Annotated in this window: 19 protein-coding genes; 14 read left to right on the top strand and 5 right to left on the bottom strand. The window is 46.4% G+C overall.

Features of this window, described 5'->3' with window-relative positions; all coding sequences use genetic code 11:
- Positions 1-305 precede the first annotated feature (305 nt).
- From BIZ37_RS11505 to BIZ37_RS11495, 3 genes are all read left to right on the top strand, one after another.
- Positions 306-2,009, top strand: a complete 1,704-nt coding sequence (locus BIZ37_RS11505; RefSeq protein WP_187461635.1) for a YdiU family protein — start codon at positions 306-308, stop codon at positions 2,007-2,009.
- 342 nt (positions 2,010-2,351) lie between these two features.
- Complete coding sequence (locus BIZ37_RS11500) at positions 2,352-3,326, top strand: DUF1852 domain-containing protein (RefSeq protein ID WP_187461634.1); 975 nt, start codon at positions 2,352-2,354, stop codon at positions 3,324-3,326.
- Positions 3,327-3,355: 29 nt separating this feature from the next.
- Positions 3,356-4,417 carry a methionine synthase gene (locus BIZ37_RS11495; RefSeq protein ID WP_187461633.1) on the top strand — a complete coding sequence of 354 codons (1,062 nt, stop codon included), beginning with the start codon at positions 3,356-3,358 and terminating at the stop codon, positions 4,415-4,417.
- Here BIZ37_RS11495 and BIZ37_RS11490 read toward each other — a convergent pair.
- Positions 4,377-4,748: a DUF2237 family protein gene (locus BIZ37_RS11490; RefSeq protein ID WP_187461632.1), complete on the bottom strand. Its 372-nt coding sequence runs from the start codon at positions 4,746-4,748 to the stop codon at positions 4,377-4,379. The two genes, BIZ37_RS11495 and BIZ37_RS11490, sit on opposite strands and share 41 nt — an antisense overlap.
- 292 nt (positions 4,749-5,040) lie before the next feature.
- Between BIZ37_RS11490 and BIZ37_RS11485 the strand changes: the two genes are divergently transcribed.
- Both BIZ37_RS11485 and BIZ37_RS11480 read left to right on the top strand, forming a co-directional pair.
- A complete protein-coding gene (locus tag BIZ37_RS11485; RefSeq protein WP_187461631.1) occupies positions 5,041-5,880 on the top strand; it encodes a phosphate/phosphite/phosphonate ABC transporter substrate-binding protein in 840 nt (279 codons plus the stop codon).
- A gap of 39 nt (positions 5,881-5,919) precedes the next feature.
- A complete protein-coding gene (locus BIZ37_RS11480; RefSeq protein ID WP_187461630.1) occupies positions 5,920-8,214 on the top strand; it encodes an ATP-binding protein in 2,295 nt (764 codons plus the stop codon).
- Here the strand turns inward: BIZ37_RS11480 and BIZ37_RS11475 are convergent.
- Positions 8,150-9,052, bottom strand: coding sequence for a LysR family transcriptional regulator (locus BIZ37_RS11475; RefSeq protein ID WP_187461629.1), 903 nt, complete (start codon positions 9,050-9,052; stop codon positions 8,150-8,152). The genes BIZ37_RS11480 and BIZ37_RS11475 overlap by 65 nt on opposite strands.
- 163 nt (positions 9,053-9,215) lie before the next feature.
- On the opposite strand from BIZ37_RS11475, the gene BIZ37_RS11470 reads away from it, so the two are divergent.
- On the top strand, positions 9,216-10,199 hold the full coding sequence (locus BIZ37_RS11470) for a zinc-binding dehydrogenase (RefSeq protein ID WP_187461628.1): 984 nt from the start codon (positions 9,216-9,218) through the stop codon (positions 10,197-10,199).
- Here BIZ37_RS11470 and BIZ37_RS11465 read toward each other — a convergent pair whose 3' ends face one another.
- A complete protein-coding gene (locus BIZ37_RS11465) occupies positions 10,200-11,087 on the bottom strand; it encodes an AraC family transcriptional regulator (protein WP_187461627.1) in 888 nt (295 codons plus the stop codon). It abuts the gene before it with no gap.
- A 51-nt stretch (positions 11,088-11,138) separates the two neighbouring features.
- Here BIZ37_RS11465 and BIZ37_RS11460 point away from each other — a divergent pair, with 51 nt between their 5' ends.
- Both BIZ37_RS11460 and BIZ37_RS11455 read left to right on the top strand, forming a co-directional pair.
- Positions 11,139-12,518: an MATE family efflux transporter gene (locus BIZ37_RS11460; RefSeq protein WP_187461626.1), complete on the top strand. Its 1,380-nt coding sequence runs from the start codon at positions 11,139-11,141 to the stop codon at positions 12,516-12,518.
- A 143-nt stretch (positions 12,519-12,661) separates the two neighbouring features.
- Positions 12,662-13,177: a hypothetical protein gene (locus BIZ37_RS11455; protein ID WP_187461625.1), complete on the top strand. Its 516-nt coding sequence runs from the start codon at positions 12,662-12,664 to the stop codon at positions 13,175-13,177.
- Positions 13,178-13,225: 48 nt separating this feature from the next.
- Here BIZ37_RS11455 and BIZ37_RS11450 read toward each other — a convergent pair whose 3' ends face one another.
- A complete protein-coding gene (locus BIZ37_RS11450) occupies positions 13,226-14,149 on the bottom strand; it encodes a LysR family transcriptional regulator (RefSeq protein ID WP_187461624.1) in 924 nt (307 codons plus the stop codon).
- Between the two features lie 90 nt (positions 14,150-14,239).
- Between BIZ37_RS11450 and BIZ37_RS11445 the strand changes: the two genes are divergently transcribed.
- The 6 genes from BIZ37_RS11445 to BIZ37_RS11420 all read left to right on the top strand — a co-directional run bounded on the left by BIZ37_RS11445 (position 14,240) and on the right by BIZ37_RS11420 (position 18,767).
- Positions 14,240-14,482 (top strand): DUF2798 domain-containing protein, encoded by a 243-nt coding sequence (locus BIZ37_RS11445; RefSeq protein WP_107298020.1) that lies wholly within the window; start codon positions 14,240-14,242, stop codon positions 14,480-14,482.
- 76 nt (positions 14,483-14,558) lie between these two features.
- Positions 14,559-15,107 carry a carboxymuconolactone decarboxylase family protein gene (locus tag BIZ37_RS11440; RefSeq protein ID WP_187461623.1) on the top strand — a complete coding sequence of 183 codons (549 nt, stop codon included), beginning with the start codon at positions 14,559-14,561 and terminating at the stop codon, positions 15,105-15,107.
- 177 nt (positions 15,108-15,284) lie between these two features.
- The gene (locus BIZ37_RS11435; protein ID WP_187461622.1) at positions 15,285-15,740 is read left to right on the top strand and encodes a Fur family transcriptional regulator; all 456 of its coding nucleotides are present in this window, start codon (positions 15,285-15,287) and stop codon (positions 15,738-15,740) included.
- Positions 15,741-15,823: 83 nt separating this feature from the next.
- Positions 15,824-17,158 (top strand): dihydroorotase, encoded by a 1,335-nt coding sequence (locus BIZ37_RS11430; RefSeq protein ID WP_187461621.1) that lies wholly within the window; start codon positions 15,824-15,826, stop codon positions 17,156-17,158.
- 60 nt (positions 17,159-17,218) lie between these two features.
- Entirely contained in the window at positions 17,219-17,779 is a 561-nt protein-coding gene (locus BIZ37_RS11425) for a DapH/DapD/GlmU-related protein (protein ID WP_107298024.1), read from the top strand.
- The gene (locus BIZ37_RS11420) at positions 17,769-18,767 is read left to right on the top strand and encodes a GTP-binding protein (RefSeq protein ID WP_187461620.1); all 999 of its coding nucleotides are present in this window, start codon (positions 17,769-17,771) and stop codon (positions 18,765-18,767) included. Before BIZ37_RS11425 ends, BIZ37_RS11420 begins: the two co-directional genes overlap by 11 nt.
- A 101-nt stretch (positions 18,768-18,868) precedes the next feature.
- Here BIZ37_RS11420 and BIZ37_RS11415 read toward each other — a convergent pair whose 3' ends face one another.
- Complete coding sequence (locus BIZ37_RS11415; RefSeq protein ID WP_187461619.1) at positions 18,869-20,569, bottom strand: alkaline phosphatase family protein; 1,701 nt, start codon at positions 20,567-20,569, stop codon at positions 18,869-18,871.
- Positions 20,570-20,643 lie beyond the last annotated feature (74 nt).

The following is a 20,643-nucleotide window of genomic DNA, read 5'->3' as shown; positions in this document are numbered from 1 at the left end:
CTGTCATTGAACGCCAGCCGCTCAGTAAAAGTTGTCGCGACAGATGATATGGATATGTCAGTAGCATCAAGAACTGTTTTCCATAGCCACTCGCGCTAATCTTAGTCTGAAGAACCCTGCAAGGTTTCAATATTCCAAGGCCTCAAGGCCTCAAGGCCTCAAGGTTCAAGATATAAAGATTGCAGGGTTTTGATTGGCCATTGAATTTGATATCGAGGCATTTAACGCTAGCCGTTAATGCCTTTTTGTCGATCTAGACGTATGATTGCCAATAGGTTCAGGATAAATAAACGGGTATCAAAGCGATGAGTGCACGAGAGGGAGCAGGAGGACCTGCCAATATTTCCACTATTGACGAGTTTGCCAAGGCCGCAGATTATTCTTTGATGGATACGTTAAACCCAGACCCAGATGCCACGGAAGATGGTAACGACTTTTCCCCACGACAGGTGTTCTCCGGGCATTATGTCCCCGTAAAGCCTTCACCGATTGCTGATCCTGTTTATATCAGCCATAGCCAACAGTTTTTTGGAGAGTTGGGGTTAGATGACAGCTTAGTATTGAGCGAAGGGTTCGCAAAGCTATTTTCAGGTGATATCACCGATGTGCCGGCACCTATGCGGAAGGTAGGGTGGGCGACTGGCTATGCACTTTCCATTTTTGGTAATGAATATACCGAGCAATGCCCATTTAGAACCGGCAACGGTTATGGTGATGGCCGTGCGGTCTCGGTGTTTGAAGGTGTGTTCAATAACCAGCGATGGGAGATGCAGCTAAAGGGAGGCGGGCCGACGCCATATTGCCGAGGAGCAGACGGTAGGGCGGTACTACGCTCAAGTGTCAGGGAATTCCTTGCCCAAGAGTATATGCATGCGCTCGGTGTTCCATCGACCCGTTCATTAAGCTTGTTCGTTTCACAATCCGAAACGGTTGATCGTCCATGGTACAGCGAGGGTTCCCGTTCGGAAAACCCCGATATTATGGTCTCCAATCCTGTTGCTATCTCAACTCGTGTCGCGCCTTCATTCTTGCGGGTAGGCCAGTTGGAGCTATTTGGCCGAAGGGCCCGTGTCGGTGATCGCCCTAACGCAATGGCCGAGCTTGAGATGATCGTCCTGCACGTTATCGAGCGGGAATACAAAGCGCAGATTGACGCAGATTTGCCTATGACCGACAAAATACTCGCTCTAGCGACTGAGTTTCGCGACAGGTTAACTGACTTGGTGGCGAACTGGTTGCGAGTGGGTTATTGCCAAGGTAATTTCAATAGCGATAACTGTGCGGTGGGTGGATTCACCATAGACTACGGCCCATTTGGCTTCTGTGAATACTTTGACCCTTATTTCCAACCATGGACGGGCGGTGGCCGCCACTTCTCCTTCTTTAACCAGCCACTGGCTGCCGAGAAGAACTTTGAATCATTCTGCTCCGCGCTAAAGCCGCTACTGCAATCAACCCCTGAAGCATTAGAGCAACTGGAACAGATCATCGAAGGTTTCTCCACAGTGATGGAGGGTAAAGTCAGTAAAATGTGGGCTACCAAGCTTGGGCTGGAATCGCTCGACAGTGAATTGTTCACTCAACTTTTATCATTGATGATGAAAACCCACGTTGATTACACGATTTTGTTCCGCCAGCTTTCGAGTCTGCCCAAGGAGATTTCCGAGATATCGGATAGCTTCTATGCCACGCCAAATGAAGAGCTTGAAGAAGCTTGGAATCAGTGGTTGATATCGTGGCGTAACAAACTCAATCTAGCGAAGAGTCTTGAAGATATTTCAGCTCAAATGAAACGTGTGAATCCCAAGTATACTTGGCGTGAGTGGCTAATTGTGCCTGCTTACGAGCAAGCGAAGAGTGGAGATTACTCCCTTATCCATGAATTGCAGCAAATTCTAGCCAACCCATACGATGAACAGTCTGAATGGGTGGAGAAGAAATATAATCACCTGAGGCCGCTTGAATATTTCACGGCTGGTGGGGTATCTCATTACAGTTGCTCATCATAGTATCGGTACATAAACGCCAGCTAGAAGCTCATCATTTATAGCTGGCGTTTTTATATTCGGTATTCAGATATTCACCCAATCCTAATTCTATAGTCCGGCATCATGAATTTCTCTCATGTTGAATGTGAGTCAAAAGCAATTTTATTCAATTATCTAAAACAGTATAAATAAGATAGCTCGTGGCGTTAGTCAAATGACAGTAATTTCAATGTCAGAATGTTGGCAAGAATTAAAGCCGAACTGAAATGATTAACGATAGGGAAAATAATAAAACAACTATCCCACATAATGAGCAAGGAATAAATTCAGCCGGTTTCAAAGGATATAGGATACCAACTTACGATGAATAACGATTTTACATTTGCGATCAAGAGCATTTGTTTTGATGAGAATTATCAGCCATCAAACAGTACGCGAGTCACCACTAACTTTGCCAATTTGGCTAGGGGGGATAACCGCCAAGACAACTTGCGAAATGCGCTGAGGATGATTGACAATCGTTTCAATGCCGTGGCTCATTGGGATAACCCAAATGGTGACCGCTACTCTGTCGAGCTTGAAATCATCTCAGTTGATCTGAATGTTCAAGCTGGCAATGAAACTTTCCCGTCGATTGAAGTGCTGAAAACCAATATTATTGACCACAATACCAATGAGCGCATCGAAGGTATTGTTGGCAATAACTTCTCTTCTTACGTAAGGGATTATGACTTTAGTGTTCTGCTGCTTGATCATAACAAGAACCAACCACAATTCAGTATTCCGGATAACTTTGGTGATCTACACGGCAAACTATTTCAGTATTTTGTTAATTCTGAATCATACAGGCAGCATTTCAAAAAAACGCCGGTGATTTGTCTGAGTGTATCGGATAATAAGGTTTATCGCCGAACTGAGAATCAGCACCCTGTATTGGGTTATGAATATCAACCCAATGAGTCGTCGTTAACCGAACAATATTTTAAAAAGATGGGCCTACAGGTACGCTACTTTATGCCGCCAAACAGTGTTGCTCCATTGGCGTTTTATTTTTTTGGTGATTTACTCAATGATTACTCGAATCTTGAGTTAATCAGCACGATTAGCACAATGGAAACATTCCAGAAGATATACCGGCCAGAAATCTACAACGCTAATGCCGTTGCAGGTAAATGTTATCAGCCAAACCTGAAGAATATAGACCACTCGTTAACTCAGATTGTCTATGACCGAGAAGAGCGCAGCCAGTTAGCGATTGAGCAGGGAAGGTTTGCCGAGCAGCATTTCATCAAACCCTATCAATCCATTCTTGAGCAATGGTCTGCAAATTACGCGTAATCGATAACGAGAACCTGGACGGAACGACAATGAAAAAACTATTACCGACATCAACAGCAGGCAGTTTACCTAAACCTTCTTGGCTGGCTCAGCCCGAAACCCTGTGGTCACCATGGAAACTGCGAGGCGAGGAGCTTGTTGATGGCAAGCGTGATGCGCTACGTGTCTCTTTGCAAGAGCAAGAATCGGCTGGTGTTGATATCGTCAGCGATGGCGAACAAACACGCCAACATTTCGTCACCACCTTTATTGAACACCTCAGCGGTGTAGATTTTGAAAATCGCAAGACGGTTAAAATTCGTGACCGCTACGAAGCAAGTGTACCGACCGTAGTAGGGCCGGTGAGTCGCCAAAAACCGGTATTTATTGAAGACGCCAAATTTTTACGCCGTCAAACCAAGCAGCCTATCAAATGGGCGCTGCCAGGCCCGATGACGATGATCGATACGCTTTACGATGACCATTATGGAAGCCGGGAAAAACTGGCATGGGAGTTCGCTAAAATACTTAACCAGGAGGCAAAGGAGTTAGAGGAGGCAGGAGTCGATATCATCCAATTCGATGAGCCCGCGTTTAATGTGTTCTTTGACGATGTGAATGAATGGGGCATTGCTTGTTTGGAGCGCGCAATCGAAGGGTTAAAATGCGAAACGGCAGTACATATTTGCTACGGCTATGGTATCAAAGCCAATACCGACTGGAAGAAAACACTTGGTTCCGAGTGGCGGCAATATGAAGAAGTGTTCCCTAAATTGCAGCAGTCGAACATCGATATTATCTCTTTGGAGTGCCATAACTCACGCGTGCCTATCGAGTTGCTTGAGCTGATTCGAGGCAAGAAGGTAATGGTCGGGGCGATTGATGTCGCGACGAACACCATTGAAACCGCTGAGGAAGTCGCCAATACACTGCGGGAAGCATTGAAGTATGTCGATGCCGACAAGCTTTATCCTTGCACCAATTGTGGGATGGCACCTCTGTCCCGCGCAGTCTCGACAGCTAAGCTCAACGCTTTAAGTGCTGGTGCTGAAATAGTCCGAAAAGAGCTTACTAATGCGAATCAACAGCATGCTGCTTTAATACATCAATAGGGATTATATCCAAGGTGCTAACTTCGCAGCTCGCTAATACAACAGGAGGTGCACAGCCTGCTTGCCATGCTTCTTTCCAGCGCTGAGCACACAGGCACCAGCGATCACCGGGGGCTAGGCCGGGAAAGTCAAACTCCGGCCTTGGCGTAGATAAATCATTACCTTGTGCTTTGGTAAAGGCGAGAAACTCATCCGTTACCAAGGCACATACGACATGAAGGCCAGCGTCGCTATCATCGGTGCGGCAATAGCCGTCCCTAAAAAATCCGGTTGTTGGCGAACAGTTACACAGCGCCAAGGGGCCGCCTAACACGTTAGTTTTACCAGTCATAGTCACACCTTGAATGATTCAGTTTCAGTGAGCAATACCATGAGTTGGGCACGATATTGTTATTCACTACAGGCTAAATGATCTTAGTGTAGTTGGTCGCTTGTTGCAGGGCGTAAGCCCGCAAGATTGACTGGGTTTAACTCCTTTCATCATACGCCTGCCGGGCTAGTCTGCCTAAACTTGGCACCTTTTTTGACTACTTTTCTGTATCAGCAACAGAAAGTCGTTAAGCACAACAATTTACCTTGATACAGCAGCACCTTGTACTGGGGAATTGATGGGAGGTGGCAATATGCGAATCAATTTGAAAAGCAAAATCACACATGCCTTTATCGCTTTGGCTGTGTGGTTTACATCCGGTGCTTCAGCCAGTCAGGAACCGGCTGAAGTTGCTAAGCAAACCTTGGTATTTGGTGTGGTGCCACAGCAGTCAGCCGCTAAGCTAGCGGTACAGTGGGGGCCGCTGCTCAAGGTATGGGGCGAAGTAACCGGTTTGGACATTCGTTTCGCGACGGCAAGGGATATACCTACTTTTGAGCAGCGCCTTGCTGCCGGTGAGTATGACATTGCCTATATGAACCCGTACCATTTCACCCTTGTAAACCAAACGCCGGGTTACACCGCTCTGGCCCGTGCCAAAGACAAACGTATCACCGGGATAATGGTTGCGAGAAAAGATTGGCAAGGCAGCCTTGATGAGTTGGACAACACTTCCCTCGCTTTTCCTGCCCCCCGTGCGTTTGCAGCATCCATCCTGACCCAATCTGAATTGCGCCAGAAAGGGCTTTCCATTTCAGCTAACTATGTTGGCTCACACGATTCTGTATATATGGCAGTCGCAAGGGGACTGTATCCTGCCGGTGGTGGGGTTATGCGTACCTATAACAGCCTTGATGAATCAATTAAACAGCATCTTACCGTCATTTATCGCACCAATAGTTATACCCCCCATGCGATTGCATTCTCCAAAAGCCTGGATAAATCAACGACCCTCGTGTTGCAGCAAAGTCTGACAGCAGTTAATGAGCATGCTGAAGCCCAGGCTGTATTCGAAAAGTTGAGTATTAAGGGTCTAGAACCTGCTTTAGACAGTGATTGGGATGATGTCGTATCGCTCGATATCGAAATGTAACTATCTAGTTCGAGAAGGCTATTTTAGGCGGGGCTTGGTATGACATTACGGACAAAAACAATCATAGGTATCGCATTGATAGAGGCCTTGGTATTGGCGGTATTGATCTTTACTGGCTTACAGTGGCTCAAAAACTCCAATGACAGTCGCCTTGAAACGGGTAGCAAACAGCTTGTTAGTGTCTTTGCCAGTGCTACCAGAGATGCAGTCCTTGCCACTGATCTCGCCTATCTGGACAGTTTTGCTCAATCGATCACTGCTGAGCATAACCTTGCCTACATCCGTATCACCGACCGAAATGGTTTGGAACTGACCCGTCATGGTGAATATCATAATGTGACGAACCATAACTTACCCTCAGAGGTGACAGATGGTGTTTATGATGTTTGTAGCGAGATAGTCGTCGGCAGCGAGTTTTACGGCAAGGTGGAGATGGGGGTAAGAGTCGATGACTTCCAAGCTCTTATGTCCCAAGCGACGCGGATGAGTTTGCTGATTGCGGCATTGGAAATGACTCTGGTTGCTATCTTTTCATTTGCACTGGGCACCTATTTACTCCGACGCTTGGAAAAGCTCAAACAAGGGGTAGAGCAAGTCGGAAAAATAGGCCCCGGCGGGCAAATTGCCATTACTGGTAATGATGAAGTCACGAGAGTCGGTGAAGCATTCAATCAGATGTCACTGTCATTGGCGTTGGCTCAGCAAGGCTTGGCCCAAAAGCATCAGCAGCAAATTGAATTAACAGAAAAGATCACTGAACTTGCCCAAGTGGCGGAGCATGCCAGGGACGTCATTATTATCACTGATGCCAAAGGCTACATAACTTGGGTTAACCCGGCGTTTGAAGCGCTGACAGGTTACCAATTCGAAGAAGCATTAGGGAAGCAGCCCGGTGATCTTCTACAGGGAAGGGGAACAGACAAAGGGGTAGTTGCCCAAATGTCGGCTTCACTTGCACAAAAGAAAGCCGTTAAAGTCGAGTTGCTCAATTATACCAAGCAAGGTCACGCATACTGGGTTGAGATGGATATTTCCCCGGTGCTTGATCAAGACGGCGAAGTGATTAGGTTTATTGCGGTGGAGCGTGATATTACCGAACGTCGCAGGGTGAACAAAAGACTTGAAGAGGCGCTTGAACAGGCGACTAAAGCAAACTCGGCAAAATCTGATTTCCTCGCCAATATGAGCCATGAAATCCGTACCCCGATGAATGCCATTATGGGGATGAGTGAACTGCTGCTCGATAAGGTGACTATCCCAGATCAGCACGAGAAATTGAAAATAATCAACCAGTCGGCTGAAAATCTCGTCACTGTCATTAACGATATTTTGGATTACAGCAAAATTGAAGCGGGCAAGTTAAGCCTCAATGATGCCCCGTTTGATTTGCGGGAAGTATTGGAGCAAGCTGTTGAACTCAGTGCCTACCAAGCCAAGAACAAGGGCTTGCCGGTAATGCTCGATATACCATCAGATATCCATACCCAAGTGATTGGTGACAAAGGGCGTCTCAATCAGGTGTTACTGAACCTATTGGGCAATGCAGTGAAGTTTACCCAAAAAGGGCATATAAAACTGTCTGTTACCGAGGAGCTTTTAGGTCAGGGACCTCTGTTTCGGTTTACAGTCGAAGATACCGGGATGGGGATCCCTGAAGATCGTCTGCCATATATCATGGATAAATTCGAACAGGTAGACAACTCAGCAACCCGTGAGTTTGAGGGGACGGGGCTTGGTTTGGCAATCTGTAAGCACTTGGTGGCATTATTTGGTGGTAAGTTGCAGGTCCAATCTATACAAGATGTCGGTTCGACGTTTAGCTTCACGATTGGCCTCAAACTGCAAGATGTTGGTAGTGAGGACGTAGCGGAGCGAGTTGTCCAATCAACAAGTGCAATTCAAACGGAAGAAGAGGCTTTACCGGCGCTCACGGTTTTGGTGGCTGAAGATAGCCAGGTAAATCGGATGTTGGTCGAAGCTATGCTGGCCAATAGTCAACTGAACCTAATCTTTGCAAATGATGGCCAAGAAGCCGTTGATCTATACCAACAGCATCAATTCGATATGGTCATCACCGATATTTCTATGCCTAGAAAAGATGGTTACGCTGTCACAAAAGAGATTAGGGCGTTACAGCAAAGTAGTCATTTGCCGTGGTGTCCGATCATCGCCTTGTCAGCCCATGCCATGCTTGAAGAACAGGAAAACTGCCACCAACGCGGGTTGGATGACTATTTGACCAAGCCCGTTAAGAAACATGAGTTGCTGGCTATGATCGCGAAGTGGGGAGTGACTGCTGATAACGCTCGCGAATGTAGTTCACGATATGTTTGATTTGGCTCTGTGCGTGTCTGCGGCCGAGATAATAAGCGTACATATCCCGTTTGCGTGGCTGTAAAGACTCGATAGATAAAAACACCATATTTTCATCTTGCACCATCGAACTGGGCAGCATAGCAATATACTGGCCGGTCATGGCTGCATGATACGCCAACCCCAGATCATCGACGATCAATCCTTGATATGGGGTGATCGTGAGTTCATTCTGTTTATTGTCGATAAATCTCCACTGCGTAGCAGGGCGGGTTATGACTGCTGGGAGGCTTTCTAGTTTCTCGGTAGATATGGGGCCTTCGGATAAACTATGCCTTTCCACATAGGAACGATGAGCGCAAACGACATAGGGAATATCCCATAATCGCAATGCAATCGCTGAGGAGTCGACTAATGGCCCAACGCGGAAAGCCAAATCTATTTCATCTTTGATCAGGTGCTTGTTGCTATTCGACAGGGAGATATCCAACTGTAGCTCAGGGTGCTCTGCTGCAAAATCAATAAGCCAGGCGCCAAGGAAGTCAATTCCGGCACGTACTGGCATGGAAACGCTGAGTTTGCCTTTGAATTCAATCTCGGAATCGACCGCAAACCCAATAGACTGGTTGATATTATCCAAAAGGCTTGCGCAATTTTGGTATAGCTCTTCCCCCCGCACGGAGACTTTGACTTCACGGGTAGTTCGGTGCAATAGCACCAATCCGAGGTTATTCTCTAACGCTTCGATACGCCGACTGACCGTACTGTGGGGGATATCCAATCGCTCTGAGGCTTTTTTGAGGCTACCTTCCTCCACTACGGTGCAAAAGACTTGCAAGTCATCCAAAACCCGTTTCATCCGATACTCCATGGCAAGTGAACTCAACGTTATTATCCCATTTTTGGAATTATGATGTCCAATATCGCTGATTTTCTCTCGGCTGCTGAGCGCCTATGATTTGAATCACAGACAGGCAGTGATTCAAACGCCAACACTAAGTATCAATGTTGAGGACAGATCCATGAAAGCAATCTTACTTAATCAAACTGGCGGTAGCGATAAACTAGAATACCGTGAAGTAGCAACTCCTGTTCTTCAAAAGGGACAGGTACTCGTAAAAATGCATGCAGCACCGGTTAACTTTATCGATACCATTATCCGCGAGGGCAACATGCCTCCAGGTATGATGCCAGAACTGCCATTTGTTCCCGGTGTGGAAGGTAGCGGTGTGATTGAAGATTCAAACCATACTTCACTCAAAGAAGGGGCAAAAGTCGCGTTTCTTGGACCTATTGGGGCTTCAACGTATGCTGAATATACTGCGGTAGACGCAGATAAATTGGTTGTCCTGCCTGATTCGATTGACCTCAATGAGGCGGCGGTGTTGCCGGTCAACTATTTCACGGCTTATCACATGCTGCACAATGTTGCCCGAATTGAAAGCGGCAAAACAGCGTTGGTGTATGCGGCGTCGGGTGGGGTGGGGACTGCTCTTATTCAACTAGCCAAACTTGCTGGGCTTAATGTTATTGCGCTGGAGCGTAAGCAACACAAAGCAGACAACGCCTTAGCGCTAGGTGCTGATCATGCCTTTGTTTCGGATGCGACGTGGGTCGAATCGGTAAAAGAGAGTACCGGTGGCCGAGGGGTGGATTATATCTTTAACCCAGTTGCCGGCGATACGATTGTTCAGGATTTTGAGGCGCTTGCACCATTGGGCCATGTCGTTGTGTTCGGTTTTCTTGCAGGGGCTGGCGAGACAAACTTGCAGGCAGAAGCCATTAAGCATTTTAGCAAGGCTCCGACGGTATCTTATTCTGAAATTTATGCGACCTATTTCAACAACTACCCGTTGGTAAAATCGTCGATGGAAGCTTTATATGCCCTGCTCGAACAGCAGAAGCTCAAACCCGTTTATTCAACCCTGCCTCTGGCTGAAGCCGCTAAGGCGCATGACCAACTTGAAAGTGGCACGGTGATGGGAAAAATGTTGTTGCTGCCATAGTTATTGTTGCTGCTGTTGGCGATATGCTTTTGGCGAAACGCCTACAAAGCGTTTAAAGCGACTGGAGAATGCATAAGGGTCCTTGTAACCAACCCTAAGGGCAATGGTAGATATATTATCACCTTGGGCTGCGAGTAAGTTTTGGGCCCTTTGCATTCTTAAGCTAATCAACTTTTGCTGCGGGCTACACCCATATAGTTGGCGGCAGAGTCGGCCAAGGTGTTCTTCGCTGATATGGCAGGCGGCGGCGATGTTTGCAATAGACCAATTGTGGTGTAGTTGTGATTCAATACGGTTGAATTGGCTTTCTACCCTTAAAAGACTGTTGTTGGCCGGCTTGTTCGCTTTCGAGAGCAATCGGGTGATTTCACTGATGTAGAGCGTTCTAAAGCTGGCTCTATTCTCTGCTTCAAGGGAGAGCAAACTACATAATGACCATATTTGCTCAGAGTGCTGAAATGGAATAATTCGTTGCCCTTCTTCAATGAGGTGCTGCCAACAAGGTAACTGCGGTGTCGTAATCCAGATAAAACGCCAATTTTCTGAATTTGAGCAAAGCTCAAACTTGAACGCAGTCTTGGCAGGCAAAATAACGAGGTGGTCACCAGGAACATGGCACTTCATGTTTTGGTTTGTGACAACACCTTCACCATCAATGCATACCAATAATGTATGGTGATCACCGCCTTCTCGTTCGACAAGGTAATGCTCTCGCATATCTGCCATACCACACATCACGATCCCTTCTTCTGCCAATTCAGGCAGGTTTGATTGAACCAAAAAACGCTCCTGACATTGTTCGGATAACTCGACACGGTCTTTCCACTTGTATTGGGTGTTATCAACATCAATGACGGATTTAACTAGTTTTTGGTCGTTTCTGAGCATTCGTAGATTGGCCTGTAAAGCATAAAGTTTGCTGATATACAGGAGATTATCATGACGAAGATATTCAGTGGAAATTTCGCTAAGGCGGGGAACTCAAATTCATTACTATCAAGGGCTTTTAAGCTCTCTTTACCTATTGCAATCCAAAGTGCACTAGGCGCTTTTTTAGGTTTGACAGATGTACTGATGGTCAGTGACTTAGGTGCCGCTGCCACAGCGTCTGTCGGAATTGCCTCAAAATGGATTTTTGTCGCCATGATGATAGCCGCTGGCATATGCACAGCGACAGGTACGCTTGTTGCTCAATATTGGGGGAAGGGGGAAGTCGTCGCGTGTAAGCAGGTAGTTTGCGAGGCTTTTATTGAAGGCATTAAATTGTTATTGCCTATCGCCATCATTATTACGGTATTTGCGGACGCTATCATGCTGCTCCAGACCAAGGATAGCGAGGTGATGGCGCTGGGGCGTGATTACTTATGGTTCACAGCGCCGATTTTGTTACTGACACTATTGCTGATGATCTGTGAGACGACCTTGAGGTCGAGTGATGAAGTGGTTATCCCTTTGGTTTTAGGAACCACAACAATTTTGCTGAATATTGCTTTGAACTATTGGTTTATTAAAGGGGGCTTTGGCATCCCTGCACTGGGTGTCATTGGCGCAGCTTTGGCAACAACAGTATCACGTGCGGTGCAAATCCTATTGACTCTGGCTGTATTGGTCAGTCGCCATCATTGGTTGTTATCCGGAAAGTTTGTCAGAGCATCACAGGCTTTGAGGGAGCGTTTTCGGGTATTGGCATACCCTGCAATGGCCAATACCGTGTTTTGGGCACTGGGAACATTATGCTACCAAATGATTTATGGACACCTGGGTACCACGGAGCTTGCTGTTTTCAGCATGATGGGCCCATTTGAGGGGTTATGCTATTCGTTATTTTTTGGTGTCTCCGTTGCGTGCTCAGTGATGCTTGGCCAAGCGCTTGGAAGAGATGACTTTAGTCATGCTGCTGTGGTCGCGAATTTTTATATCAGATCAATTTTGTTTATGGGGGTGTTTGCTTCAGCCTTTATTCTGATGAACAAATCTCTCTTATTGTCATTTTTAAACTTAGATCAGCCCGATTTAGTACCTTTAGCGTCACCGGCTATTACCTTGCTTGGCTTAACGATAGGGTTACGAATGCTCAATCTAATACTGATCAACGGTATTTTAAGGGCTGGGGGAGAAAATAAGTTTTGCCTTCGTATGGACTTCATCGCTATGTGGCTTGTAGGCATTCCATTAGTTGCTTTCGCCGCTTTTGTTCTCAAATGGTCTTTTACTTGGGTACTAACAATAATGATAGCTGAAGAAATCGTTAAGTTTGTTCTGTGCCTGAAACGCTATAGGCAAAAGTACTGGCTGCAAAACTTGACGGTGGCAGTGTGATAACAGGAAATAGAAACGAAATCTCATTCATAGCTTGCAAAATTGCATGCATCAACTTCAATGTTGTCTGTTTTTGAATGCTACCGCTGTCGCTAAGATCAGTGCAATAAACCGTTCTTCACTCTTAATCAAAGGTTATTGCTATGAGTACTTCGCAGTTAATTCTTGAGCTTTCGTTAATCGGCACCATGTTTTTGGTCACAGGTGTATTCTTGTTCCGCTCGTTTGATACCAAAGATACGCTTTCAATAAAGGTGCAGAAAATTCTTACCGGTTTACTGGGTGCGTTTTTGTTAATGGCAGGTACTGTTAAGGTTTTTGACCCATTTACAACCATGTTTGCCAAACAAATTGCGTTGAGTGAGCTACCTTTTCCTGCTTTGTCCCGTTGGGCGGGGCAGTTAGGTGAAATGGCAGCAGGAGCGCTGTTATTGATCATTATGATTGGTGGCAAAAGAATGGACGGTGAACTTCGTGATAAGGCGATGCTGTTGTCGATATTGCTGACAACAGTCATCATGCTGGTGGCAGTGTATGTTCATCTGCTGCCAAACGTCCCTGCCGAGGTCTTACCGTTGCAGTCAAAACCTCCGGTAATGACTTTGATCATCTTGGCATTAGCTTGGCTCAATGCTTATCTATACAAGTTGAATCGTTAGGTCTTTTGATAAAGAAGAAAGCGCTTAAACGCCAGCCTAGGTTGGCGTTTATTCGTTTTTGTCCGAACTCACAGCGGCCAAAAACTCTGCTGTTTGGCCGAAGCGGTCAAAGATCATATCCCTAAAAGCGACCACCCTGGACGCAATTAGTTTCCTGTCGGCCCAAACCAGATAGGCCTTACCAGTAGGGCAATCTACATCGGGTAATACCTGAACTAAATCCCCTCGCTCTGCATATCTTTCAAATGATGCTTTAGGCATCATGCAAATTCCAGCTCCTGCCAATGTCGCATCTATATTGAGCCTGAGGCTGCTTATGGCATATTTCGGCTGATAAGGAATACGTATCGATCTTCCGCCGACATTGAGTTCCCAGTAAGGCAAGTTATTCCCTGACAGAAGCCGGTGGGAAATCAATTCTTCCGCATTTTCTGGCATACCATGCTTCTCAATATAAGACGGTGCCGCAGCCAACATTAGTGGAGATTCGAACAATTGGCGTTGGACAAGATGGCTGGCATGGGGAGGACTGGTCACAATTGCCAGATCAATTTGCTCATCAAAAAACCGCTCTGTTCCCGCACTGAAATGGATGGTAATGGTAATTTCAGGGTGTTGCTCCATAAACTCGATGGCCAACGTCTGTAAAAAATGATCGGCAAATGGCTCTGGGCATGAAACACGGATCTCGCCTGTCAGAACAGGCTGGCTATTGGATAACTGTGTCCACTCGTCATTGAGCTGAGAAAACAAAGAGGCGAACCGGTGATAATACTCGTCGCCCGCTGTCGTCAACTGGAATTGTTTGGCGTTGCGGTGAACGAGTTTTTCGCCGAGTTTCTCCTCAAGGCTAGCAACGGCTCGGGAAAGTGTCGGGGCTGAAATGTGTGTCTGTAAACTGGCTGCAGCAAATCCACCACATTCTACTGACTGGCAAAACAGGTAGAGGTTGGAAATATCTTTAGCTTTCATATTTGCACGCTTCAAATTCAATGTTGTCTATTTTTGATCGCTAAGCTGGAGCCTAGAATAGCGACATAAGTTAGTCAATCGGAGCGAGACATGAAGAAGTTCCCACGTAAGTTTCAATACCCACTGATGGTGTCTATGGTGTTACCTACGATGCTGCTGAGTATGCCAGCAATTATGGTCGCCAAAAGCCTTCCCGAAGGCGGTGTGTTTTTTGATGCTTGGCTCTATGCTCTTGGGCAAATGTTGCCATCTGCTTTAATACTTCTTGCTGTTGTTGCACCGACAGTCCGTTTATTTGTTACCAAAGTGCTTCTTGAACCTGAAGCGAAATAAAACAGTATTACTTACTGAATATTTGAATCAAAACTTGCTTGTAAAGTCAGAACGTTAAAATATCGAGGATATAGCCATGAGCGATTTTAAACTGCATACAGTAGAAACAGCACCAGCAAAAAGCAAAGCCATCCTTGAAGGTGCGCAGAAGCAAATGGGTATGGTTCCAGGTCTATATTCAGTTATGGCTGAGTCACCGGAAATATTGAAAGCTTATACCCAGTTGCACCAGCTATTCACCAGTACTTCGTTTGATGCCGAGGAGCTAACCGTGGTGTGGCAAACCATTAATGTCGAGCATGAGTGCCATTATTGTGTGCCGGCCCATACGGGTATCGCCCACTCTATGAAAGTCGATCCTGCCCTGACAGAGGCGCTAAGAAATGATGAGGCAATGCCAACAGAAAAATTGCAGGCGTTGAAAGACTTTACACTCAGTGTTGTGAGAAACCGTGGCAATGTATCAGAGCAAGATCTGAATGCATTTTATGACGCAGGTTATGGCCAGCAACAGGTACTCGAAGTCATTCTTGGCCTTTCACAGAAAGTGATCAGCAACTACGTTAACCATATTGCCCACACGCCGGTTGATAAGGTGTTTGAACAGTTTGCCTGGAGCAAGTGAGCATTTAAGCCTCCTTGCTATGAGTAACAAGAGCCAACTTCATTTGAAGTGGGCTTTTTTATTGGCGCTTCTTTAACAGCGATGACCGGAGAGGGGACCTTGATGAAATCAAACTTTATGTTATAACATAACATAAATGGGTTGGTTTAATGAGCACAGAGCTCAAGGGAATACGCAATGAGCAACATCGACGCTCTAATGGAGCATGCGGAGCAGAATTGTAAGGCTCGGGGAAAGCAATTAACGGTAAAAAGAAAGCAGGTGCTTTATGGTTTATTGCACTCCGAAAGAGCGTTGTCTGCCTATGAGTTGATAGATTATTGCAAGGAGCAATTCGAACAAAGCCTACAGGCTATGTCGGTTTACCGCATATTGGAGTTTCTCGAACAGGAGCATCTGGTTCACAAGCTCAAGGTATCGAATAAATATGTGGCCTGTTCTCATATTTTGTGTGATCACGAACATGGTGTACCGCAATTTTTGATTTGCTCAAAGTGCAATAAAATCAGAGAGCTCACCATTGAGCAGGGAATGATTACCCACCTACAAGCCAACGCCCGCCAAGAAGGATTCACAGTTATCAGTCCGCAATTGGAAATCAACTGTGTATGCGATGAATGCATCAAATCGTAAATAGTGCCTCAGAAATAACGTCGAAAAATACAATGTGAAAACCTGCTGGAATAGCTTTCAATACATGGAGATCAAAGAGAGTGGTGTCATCAACGCTAATTAAAAATGCCAAAGTGGTTAACGAAGGAAAAGTGATCGAAGCCGATGTGCGGATTACCGGTCAGAAGATAGAAAAGATTGCGAATGACATTTCAGTAAAGCATGAAGAGCGTGTAATCGATGCCAAGGGCAACTACCTATTACCGGGAATGATAGACGATCAAGTCCATTTCAGGGAGCCGGGTCTAACCCATAAGGGTTCTATTGCGACGGAATCCCGTGCAGCCGTGGCGGGCGGTATTACAAGTTATATGGAAATGCCGAATGTCAGCCCTGCCACGACAACCATTGCGGCGCTTGAAAAAAAATATGATATTGCAGCGCAAAACTCGCTGGCAAATTATTCATTTTATCTCGGAGCGACGGAAGACAACCTTGAACAGATCAAGCGATTAGACCCAACCAGGCATTGTGGGGTCAAAGTCTTTATGGGGGCTTCAACCGGCGACCTCTTGGTGGAGAACCCGCAGGCACTTGACCTGATTTTCAGGGAGTCACCGGTGCTCATTGTTACCCACTGTGAGAGCGGGCCGGTTATCAGTCAAAACAGAGACGCTCTTCTTCAAACTAAATCTGAATTCACCATTGAAGATCATCCCAAGCTGCGTGATGCCGAAGCATGTTTTGCTTCATCATCTTATGCCGTAGGTCTTGCTAAGCAGTATCAGAGCCAACTTCATGTGCTGCATATCACTACCGAAAAAGAGCTGGCGTTGTTTGAGTCGGGTCCTATTCAAAACAAGAATATTACTGCTGAAGCCTGTGTTCATCATTTATGGTTTTCTAATCAAGATTATGCCCAGCTGGGTAACCTGATTAAATGTAATCCTGCAATAAAATACCCGTCTGATCGAGATGCCTTAATTCGGGCACTGCATACCAACCAGATTGATATTATTGCTACTGATCATGCGCCTCATACGTTTGATGAAAAGCAAGTGCCTTATGATAAAGCGCCTGCAGGTCTTCCTCTGGTTCAACATGCTTTGCTGACTTTACTAGACCACGTTGACCAAGGGCGGTTGAGCATTACTCAGGTCGTTGAGAAAACAGCACATAACCCTGCAATCCGCTATGCAATTGAGGGTAGGGGATATATCAAAGAAGGGTATTTTGCAGATCTGGTGTTGGTCGATGAGCGTTCACCGACAATTGTGACCCACGAAAATAGCCTATACCACTGTGGCTGGACGCCTTTCGCAGGGCATCAGTTCTCATCGAGAATAAAAAGTACCTGGGTTAATGGCCAGCAGGTTTTCGATGGCGAAAGCGTTATTGCCAGCAGAGTGCCAGCGATGGCAATGCAGTTCGAGCGGTGATAGCTTGATTGCAGCAATATAAATTACAAAGTATCAGGAAGAACAATAAAAGAGCGCATTATGATTAGAAGAAACCCAAACGGCCATTTGCCTGTTGTCTCCGAGACGGCGTTTATTGACCCAACAGCCATCATTTGCGGCAAAGTCGTTATTGAAGATAATGTTTTTATTGGCCCTTACGCTGTTATTCGGGCTGACGAAGTCGATGATAACGGTGATATGGAGCCTATATTGATCAAACGGGATACCAACATCCAGGATGGTGTTGTAATTCATTCAAAGGCAGGCGCTGCCGTTACCATCGGTGAGCGATCATCCATTGCCCACCGCTCGATTATTCATGGCCCTTGTACCGTAAGCGATGATGTTTTCATCGGGTTCAACTCAGTTGTTTTTAGCACCGTGATCGGACAAGGTTGTGTGATCCGCCATAACTGTGTTGTCGACGGGCTAGATTTGCCAGAGAATTTTCATGTGCCGCCAATGACAAATATTGGCGCTGATTTTGACCTAAATAGCATTTCAAAAGTCCCACCAGAGTATTCCGCTTTTTCGGAATCTGTTGTCTCTGCAAACCATACCCTTGTTCAGGGCTATAGGAGAATTGCCAATGAACTCTGAAAATGAACAGATACTAGCTGTACCTACAAATATCGTCACAGGCTTTCTCGGGGTGGGTAAAACATCCGCCATTCTAAATCTGATGAAACACAAACCAGACAATGAGCGCTGGGCGGTACTGGTCAATGAGTTTGGCGAGATTGGTGTGGACGGCAGTTTGTTCGAAGGGCAGCGCAGCCAACAACAGGTGTTTATCCGTGAAGTCCCAGGTGGTTGTATGTGCTGTGCGGCGGGTTTGCCGATGCAAATTGCACTCAATCAATTGCTAGCTGAAGCAAAACCCGACAGACTGCTTATCGAACCGACGGGGCTTGGCCACCCTAAAGAGGTTTTGCAGGTCCTATCTTCAGAGCATTACCAAAGCGTGCTGTCATTGCAAAAAACGCTAACTTTGGTTGATGCGCGTAAATTGTCTGATCCCCGCTATACCGGTCACGATACCTTCAACCAGCAAATCGCGATTGCCGATTCCGTAGTGGGGAATAAAGTTGACCTCTACCAAGGTAATGAAAAAGAACAACTTCAAGCTTATGTCGAGCAACATGGCAAGCCGCACACCCATGTGATATTTGCCCAGCACGGCAATATTGATATAAGCGAGTTTGAAGGTCCAACGGCTGCTAATGAACAACCGGCCCACCATCACCATCATGGTCATTCAAAGCCGTTGGCCTCTGAACAGCCAATGCCAGAAAGCGGTGTGCTAAAAGCGACCAATGAAGGAGAAGGATTTGTCAGTGTAGGCTGGCGTTTTTCACCGGATAAAGTTTTCAGCCGCCAAAAACTGGTTCATCTGCTGGTAGGCTTGACGGTAGAAAGGATGAAAGCAGTCTTTATCACCGATGATGGCGTATTTGGATACAACCTTACTCCGGATGGACTAACAGAAGTCGAGCTTGATGATTGCATGGAGAGCCGTATCGAGCTGATATCCGATTCTTTGGGCGATAAACTTGAAGAGCAGATCTTGAGCTGTGTAACCGATTAAATGTGCTATTGCCCCTGATAGCTATGGTTAACTGTCAGGGGCGTTTAACAATTTACAATTGTTGCTTTGTGGATCGAAGATGGTGATTCATCAAGGTATGGCTAATTAGCTGCGCTCACTTCCTTCAGCACTTGACCCGTTGCGCCACTTGGCAATGTAATACCGAGTGCATTAGACAAGGTCGGCGCAATATCGTACGGGGTGACTTCCCGTGTGACTTTATTGGCTTCGACACCGTTACCGGCAAAGATGACCGGTACATGGGTATCGTATCGCCACGGTGAGCCGTGGGTAGAAGCAATAGTAAGGCCATCCATATCATTGATGTAGGTACGCGGGGTAAATACCAGATAGATATCGCCAGACCGCTGTGGATGGTGGTTGTTTTTAACCAGTTGCATCACACGGCTATCAGGTAGGGTGTTTTGCATGATATCGGTGCTGGTAACGGCGTGTTCTATCCCTTTTACTTTCTCAACCTCTTCTGCAACCGCCCGTTGGACGGCTTCGAGTGATACGCCTTTGTTCTTGATGACTTCATGGTTAAGGTAAATGTACGGCTGGGAGTACAAGCGGATTGCCTCTTCACCCAAGCCAAATTCTTTGTTGAGTCGGCTCACCAATTGTTCGCTGATAATGGTGTCTTTATCGAAATACTTGGCAGTGTTGTAGCCAAGGGCATTGACCGTCGGGGCCGCTTCAGGCACTCCGTGATCGGCAGAAAGTACGATAAGAGTGTTATCTAAGCCAACTTGCTTTTCGACATTACCCAAGAAAGTAGCCAGTGTCTGGTCGAGGCGGATCAAATTATCTTCGGCTTCCAGACTGGAAGGGCCAAACATGTGAATGACATAGTCATTGGATGAAAAGCTGACGGCCAGATAATCTGTGAAGTTGCCTTGGCCCATTTTTTCCTGCTCAAGCAGTGCCGTGGCAAAATCAGCGGTCAGCTCATCTCCGGCAGGGCTCAATGTCAGCATGGTGCTGAAATATTGAAAGCTCGAAGGGCCATACGGGTGCGGGAAAGTGCGCTTGAATCCGGCAAGGTCGACTTTCTGCTCTTGAGGACCTTCCTGCAGTGTGTACTGATCCCTTTCTAGGCTCAGATCCCATTTCTGCTTGCTGTAACGGGCAGGGTAGCCTTGGGCATTCCATTCCGTTACCCATGCTGGATAGTTGTCATAATAGTAATTACTGGTCACAAACTCCGATTGGGCCTTGGAGAACCAGAACGCTTTACCCGAGTGACCGGCCAATGATATTGCGCCACGGTCTTTAACCGAAACGGAATAGATTTTGGACTTGCCATTGCTGGCAACTGCTAACTCGTCACTAAACGTGGTCGAGAGGATAGGCACGGGAGAGCGGCCGTCAAGCTTGGCTGTTTTTTGGGTCGGGTCGATTTCTGTCGACTGGTTAACACCAGCCCCCTGGGTCAACATGGCGTAATCGCCATCTTCGACGTTATAAACCAAGCGTTCTTTTTGCCTGTCGTACCAAACGTTGCCGACCATGCCGTGCACACTTGGCGGTGCCCCGGTCGCCAGCGACACATGGCCGACAATGGTTTCGGTATTCCCGTGCTGGTAATGGGCATTGGTGTAATACGCCCCTTCGTCCATCAAATAACGGAAACCCTTATCACCGAAATTGTGTTTATATCGCTCCAATAAATCGCCACGCAGTCCATCGACAGTGATCTGTAATACCAACTTAGGTGCCGGTTGAGGTGCCGCGACGGCATTAGCTGCGATTAAACCCAAGCCCAGACATAACAAGCGGGGTACTGTTGCTATCTTCATTGATAGAGGCTCCATTATTATTTTTGAAAACAATTGAAGTGTAGAAGAGAAATAAAGTGCTTTGGTCAATGTGA

This window comes from Photobacterium sp. BZF1, assembly GCF_014349205.1.
Lineage (GTDB): Bacteria > Pseudomonadota > Gammaproteobacteria > Enterobacterales > Vibrionaceae > Photobacterium.
The sequence above is the reverse complement of the archived record's forward strand: the minus strand, read 5'-3'. Positions and strand labels throughout refer to the sequence as shown.

Excerpts from the sequence above, each read along its gene's own strand:
- BIZ37_RS11465 (WP_187461627.1), bottom strand. The coding sequence starts at position 11,087 with ATGCTCAGAAACGACCAAAAACTAGTTAAATCCGTCATTGATGTTGAT.
- BIZ37_RS11460 (WP_187461626.1), top strand. The coding sequence starts at position 11,139 with ATGACGAAGATATTCAGTGGAAATTTCGCTAAGGCGGGGAACTCAAAT.
- BIZ37_RS11425 (WP_107298024.1), top strand. The coding sequence starts at position 17,219 with ATGATTAGAAGAAACCCAAACGGCCATTTGCCTGTTGTCTCCGAGACG.
- BIZ37_RS11445 (WP_107298020.1), top strand. The coding sequence starts at position 14,240 with ATGAAGAAGTTCCCACGTAAGTTTCAATACCCACTGATGGTGTCTATG.
- BIZ37_RS11490 (WP_187461632.1), bottom strand. The coding sequence starts at position 4,748 with ATGACTGGTAAAACTAACGTGTTAGGCGGCCCCTTGGCGCTGTGTAAC.
- BIZ37_RS11440 (WP_187461623.1), top strand. The coding sequence starts at position 14,559 with ATGAGCGATTTTAAACTGCATACAGTAGAAACAGCACCAGCAAAAAGC.
- BIZ37_RS11475 (WP_187461629.1), bottom strand. The coding sequence starts at position 9,052 with ATGAAACGGGTTTTGGATGACTTGCAAGTCTTTTGCACCGTAGTGGAG.
- BIZ37_RS11480 (WP_187461630.1), top strand. The coding sequence starts at position 5,920 with ATGACATTACGGACAAAAACAATCATAGGTATCGCATTGATAGAGGCC.
- BIZ37_RS11495 (WP_187461633.1), top strand. The coding sequence starts at position 3,356 with ATGAAAAAACTATTACCGACATCAACAGCAGGCAGTTTACCTAAACCT.
- BIZ37_RS11435 (WP_187461622.1), top strand. The coding sequence starts at position 15,285 with ATGAGCAACATCGACGCTCTAATGGAGCATGCGGAGCAGAATTGTAAG.
- BIZ37_RS11500 (WP_187461634.1), top strand. The coding sequence starts at position 2,352 with ATGAATAACGATTTTACATTTGCGATCAAGAGCATTTGTTTTGATGAG.
- BIZ37_RS11505 (WP_187461635.1), top strand. The coding sequence starts at position 306 with ATGAGTGCACGAGAGGGAGCAGGAGGACCTGCCAATATTTCCACTATT.
- BIZ37_RS11420 (WP_187461620.1), top strand. The coding sequence starts at position 17,769 with ATGAACTCTGAAAATGAACAGATACTAGCTGTACCTACAAATATCGTC.
- BIZ37_RS11470 (WP_187461628.1), top strand. The coding sequence starts at position 9,216 with ATGAAAGCAATCTTACTTAATCAAACTGGCGGTAGCGATAAACTAGAA.
- BIZ37_RS11450 (WP_187461624.1), bottom strand. The coding sequence starts at position 14,149 with ATGAAAGCTAAAGATATTTCCAACCTCTACCTGTTTTGCCAGTCAGTA.
- BIZ37_RS11485 (WP_187461631.1), top strand. The coding sequence starts at position 5,041 with ATGCGAATCAATTTGAAAAGCAAAATCACACATGCCTTTATCGCTTTG.
- BIZ37_RS11455 (WP_187461625.1), top strand. The coding sequence starts at position 12,662 with ATGAGTACTTCGCAGTTAATTCTTGAGCTTTCGTTAATCGGCACCATG.
- BIZ37_RS11415 (WP_187461619.1), bottom strand. The coding sequence starts at position 20,569 with ATGAAGATAGCAACAGTACCCCGCTTGTTATGTCTGGGCTTGGGTTTA.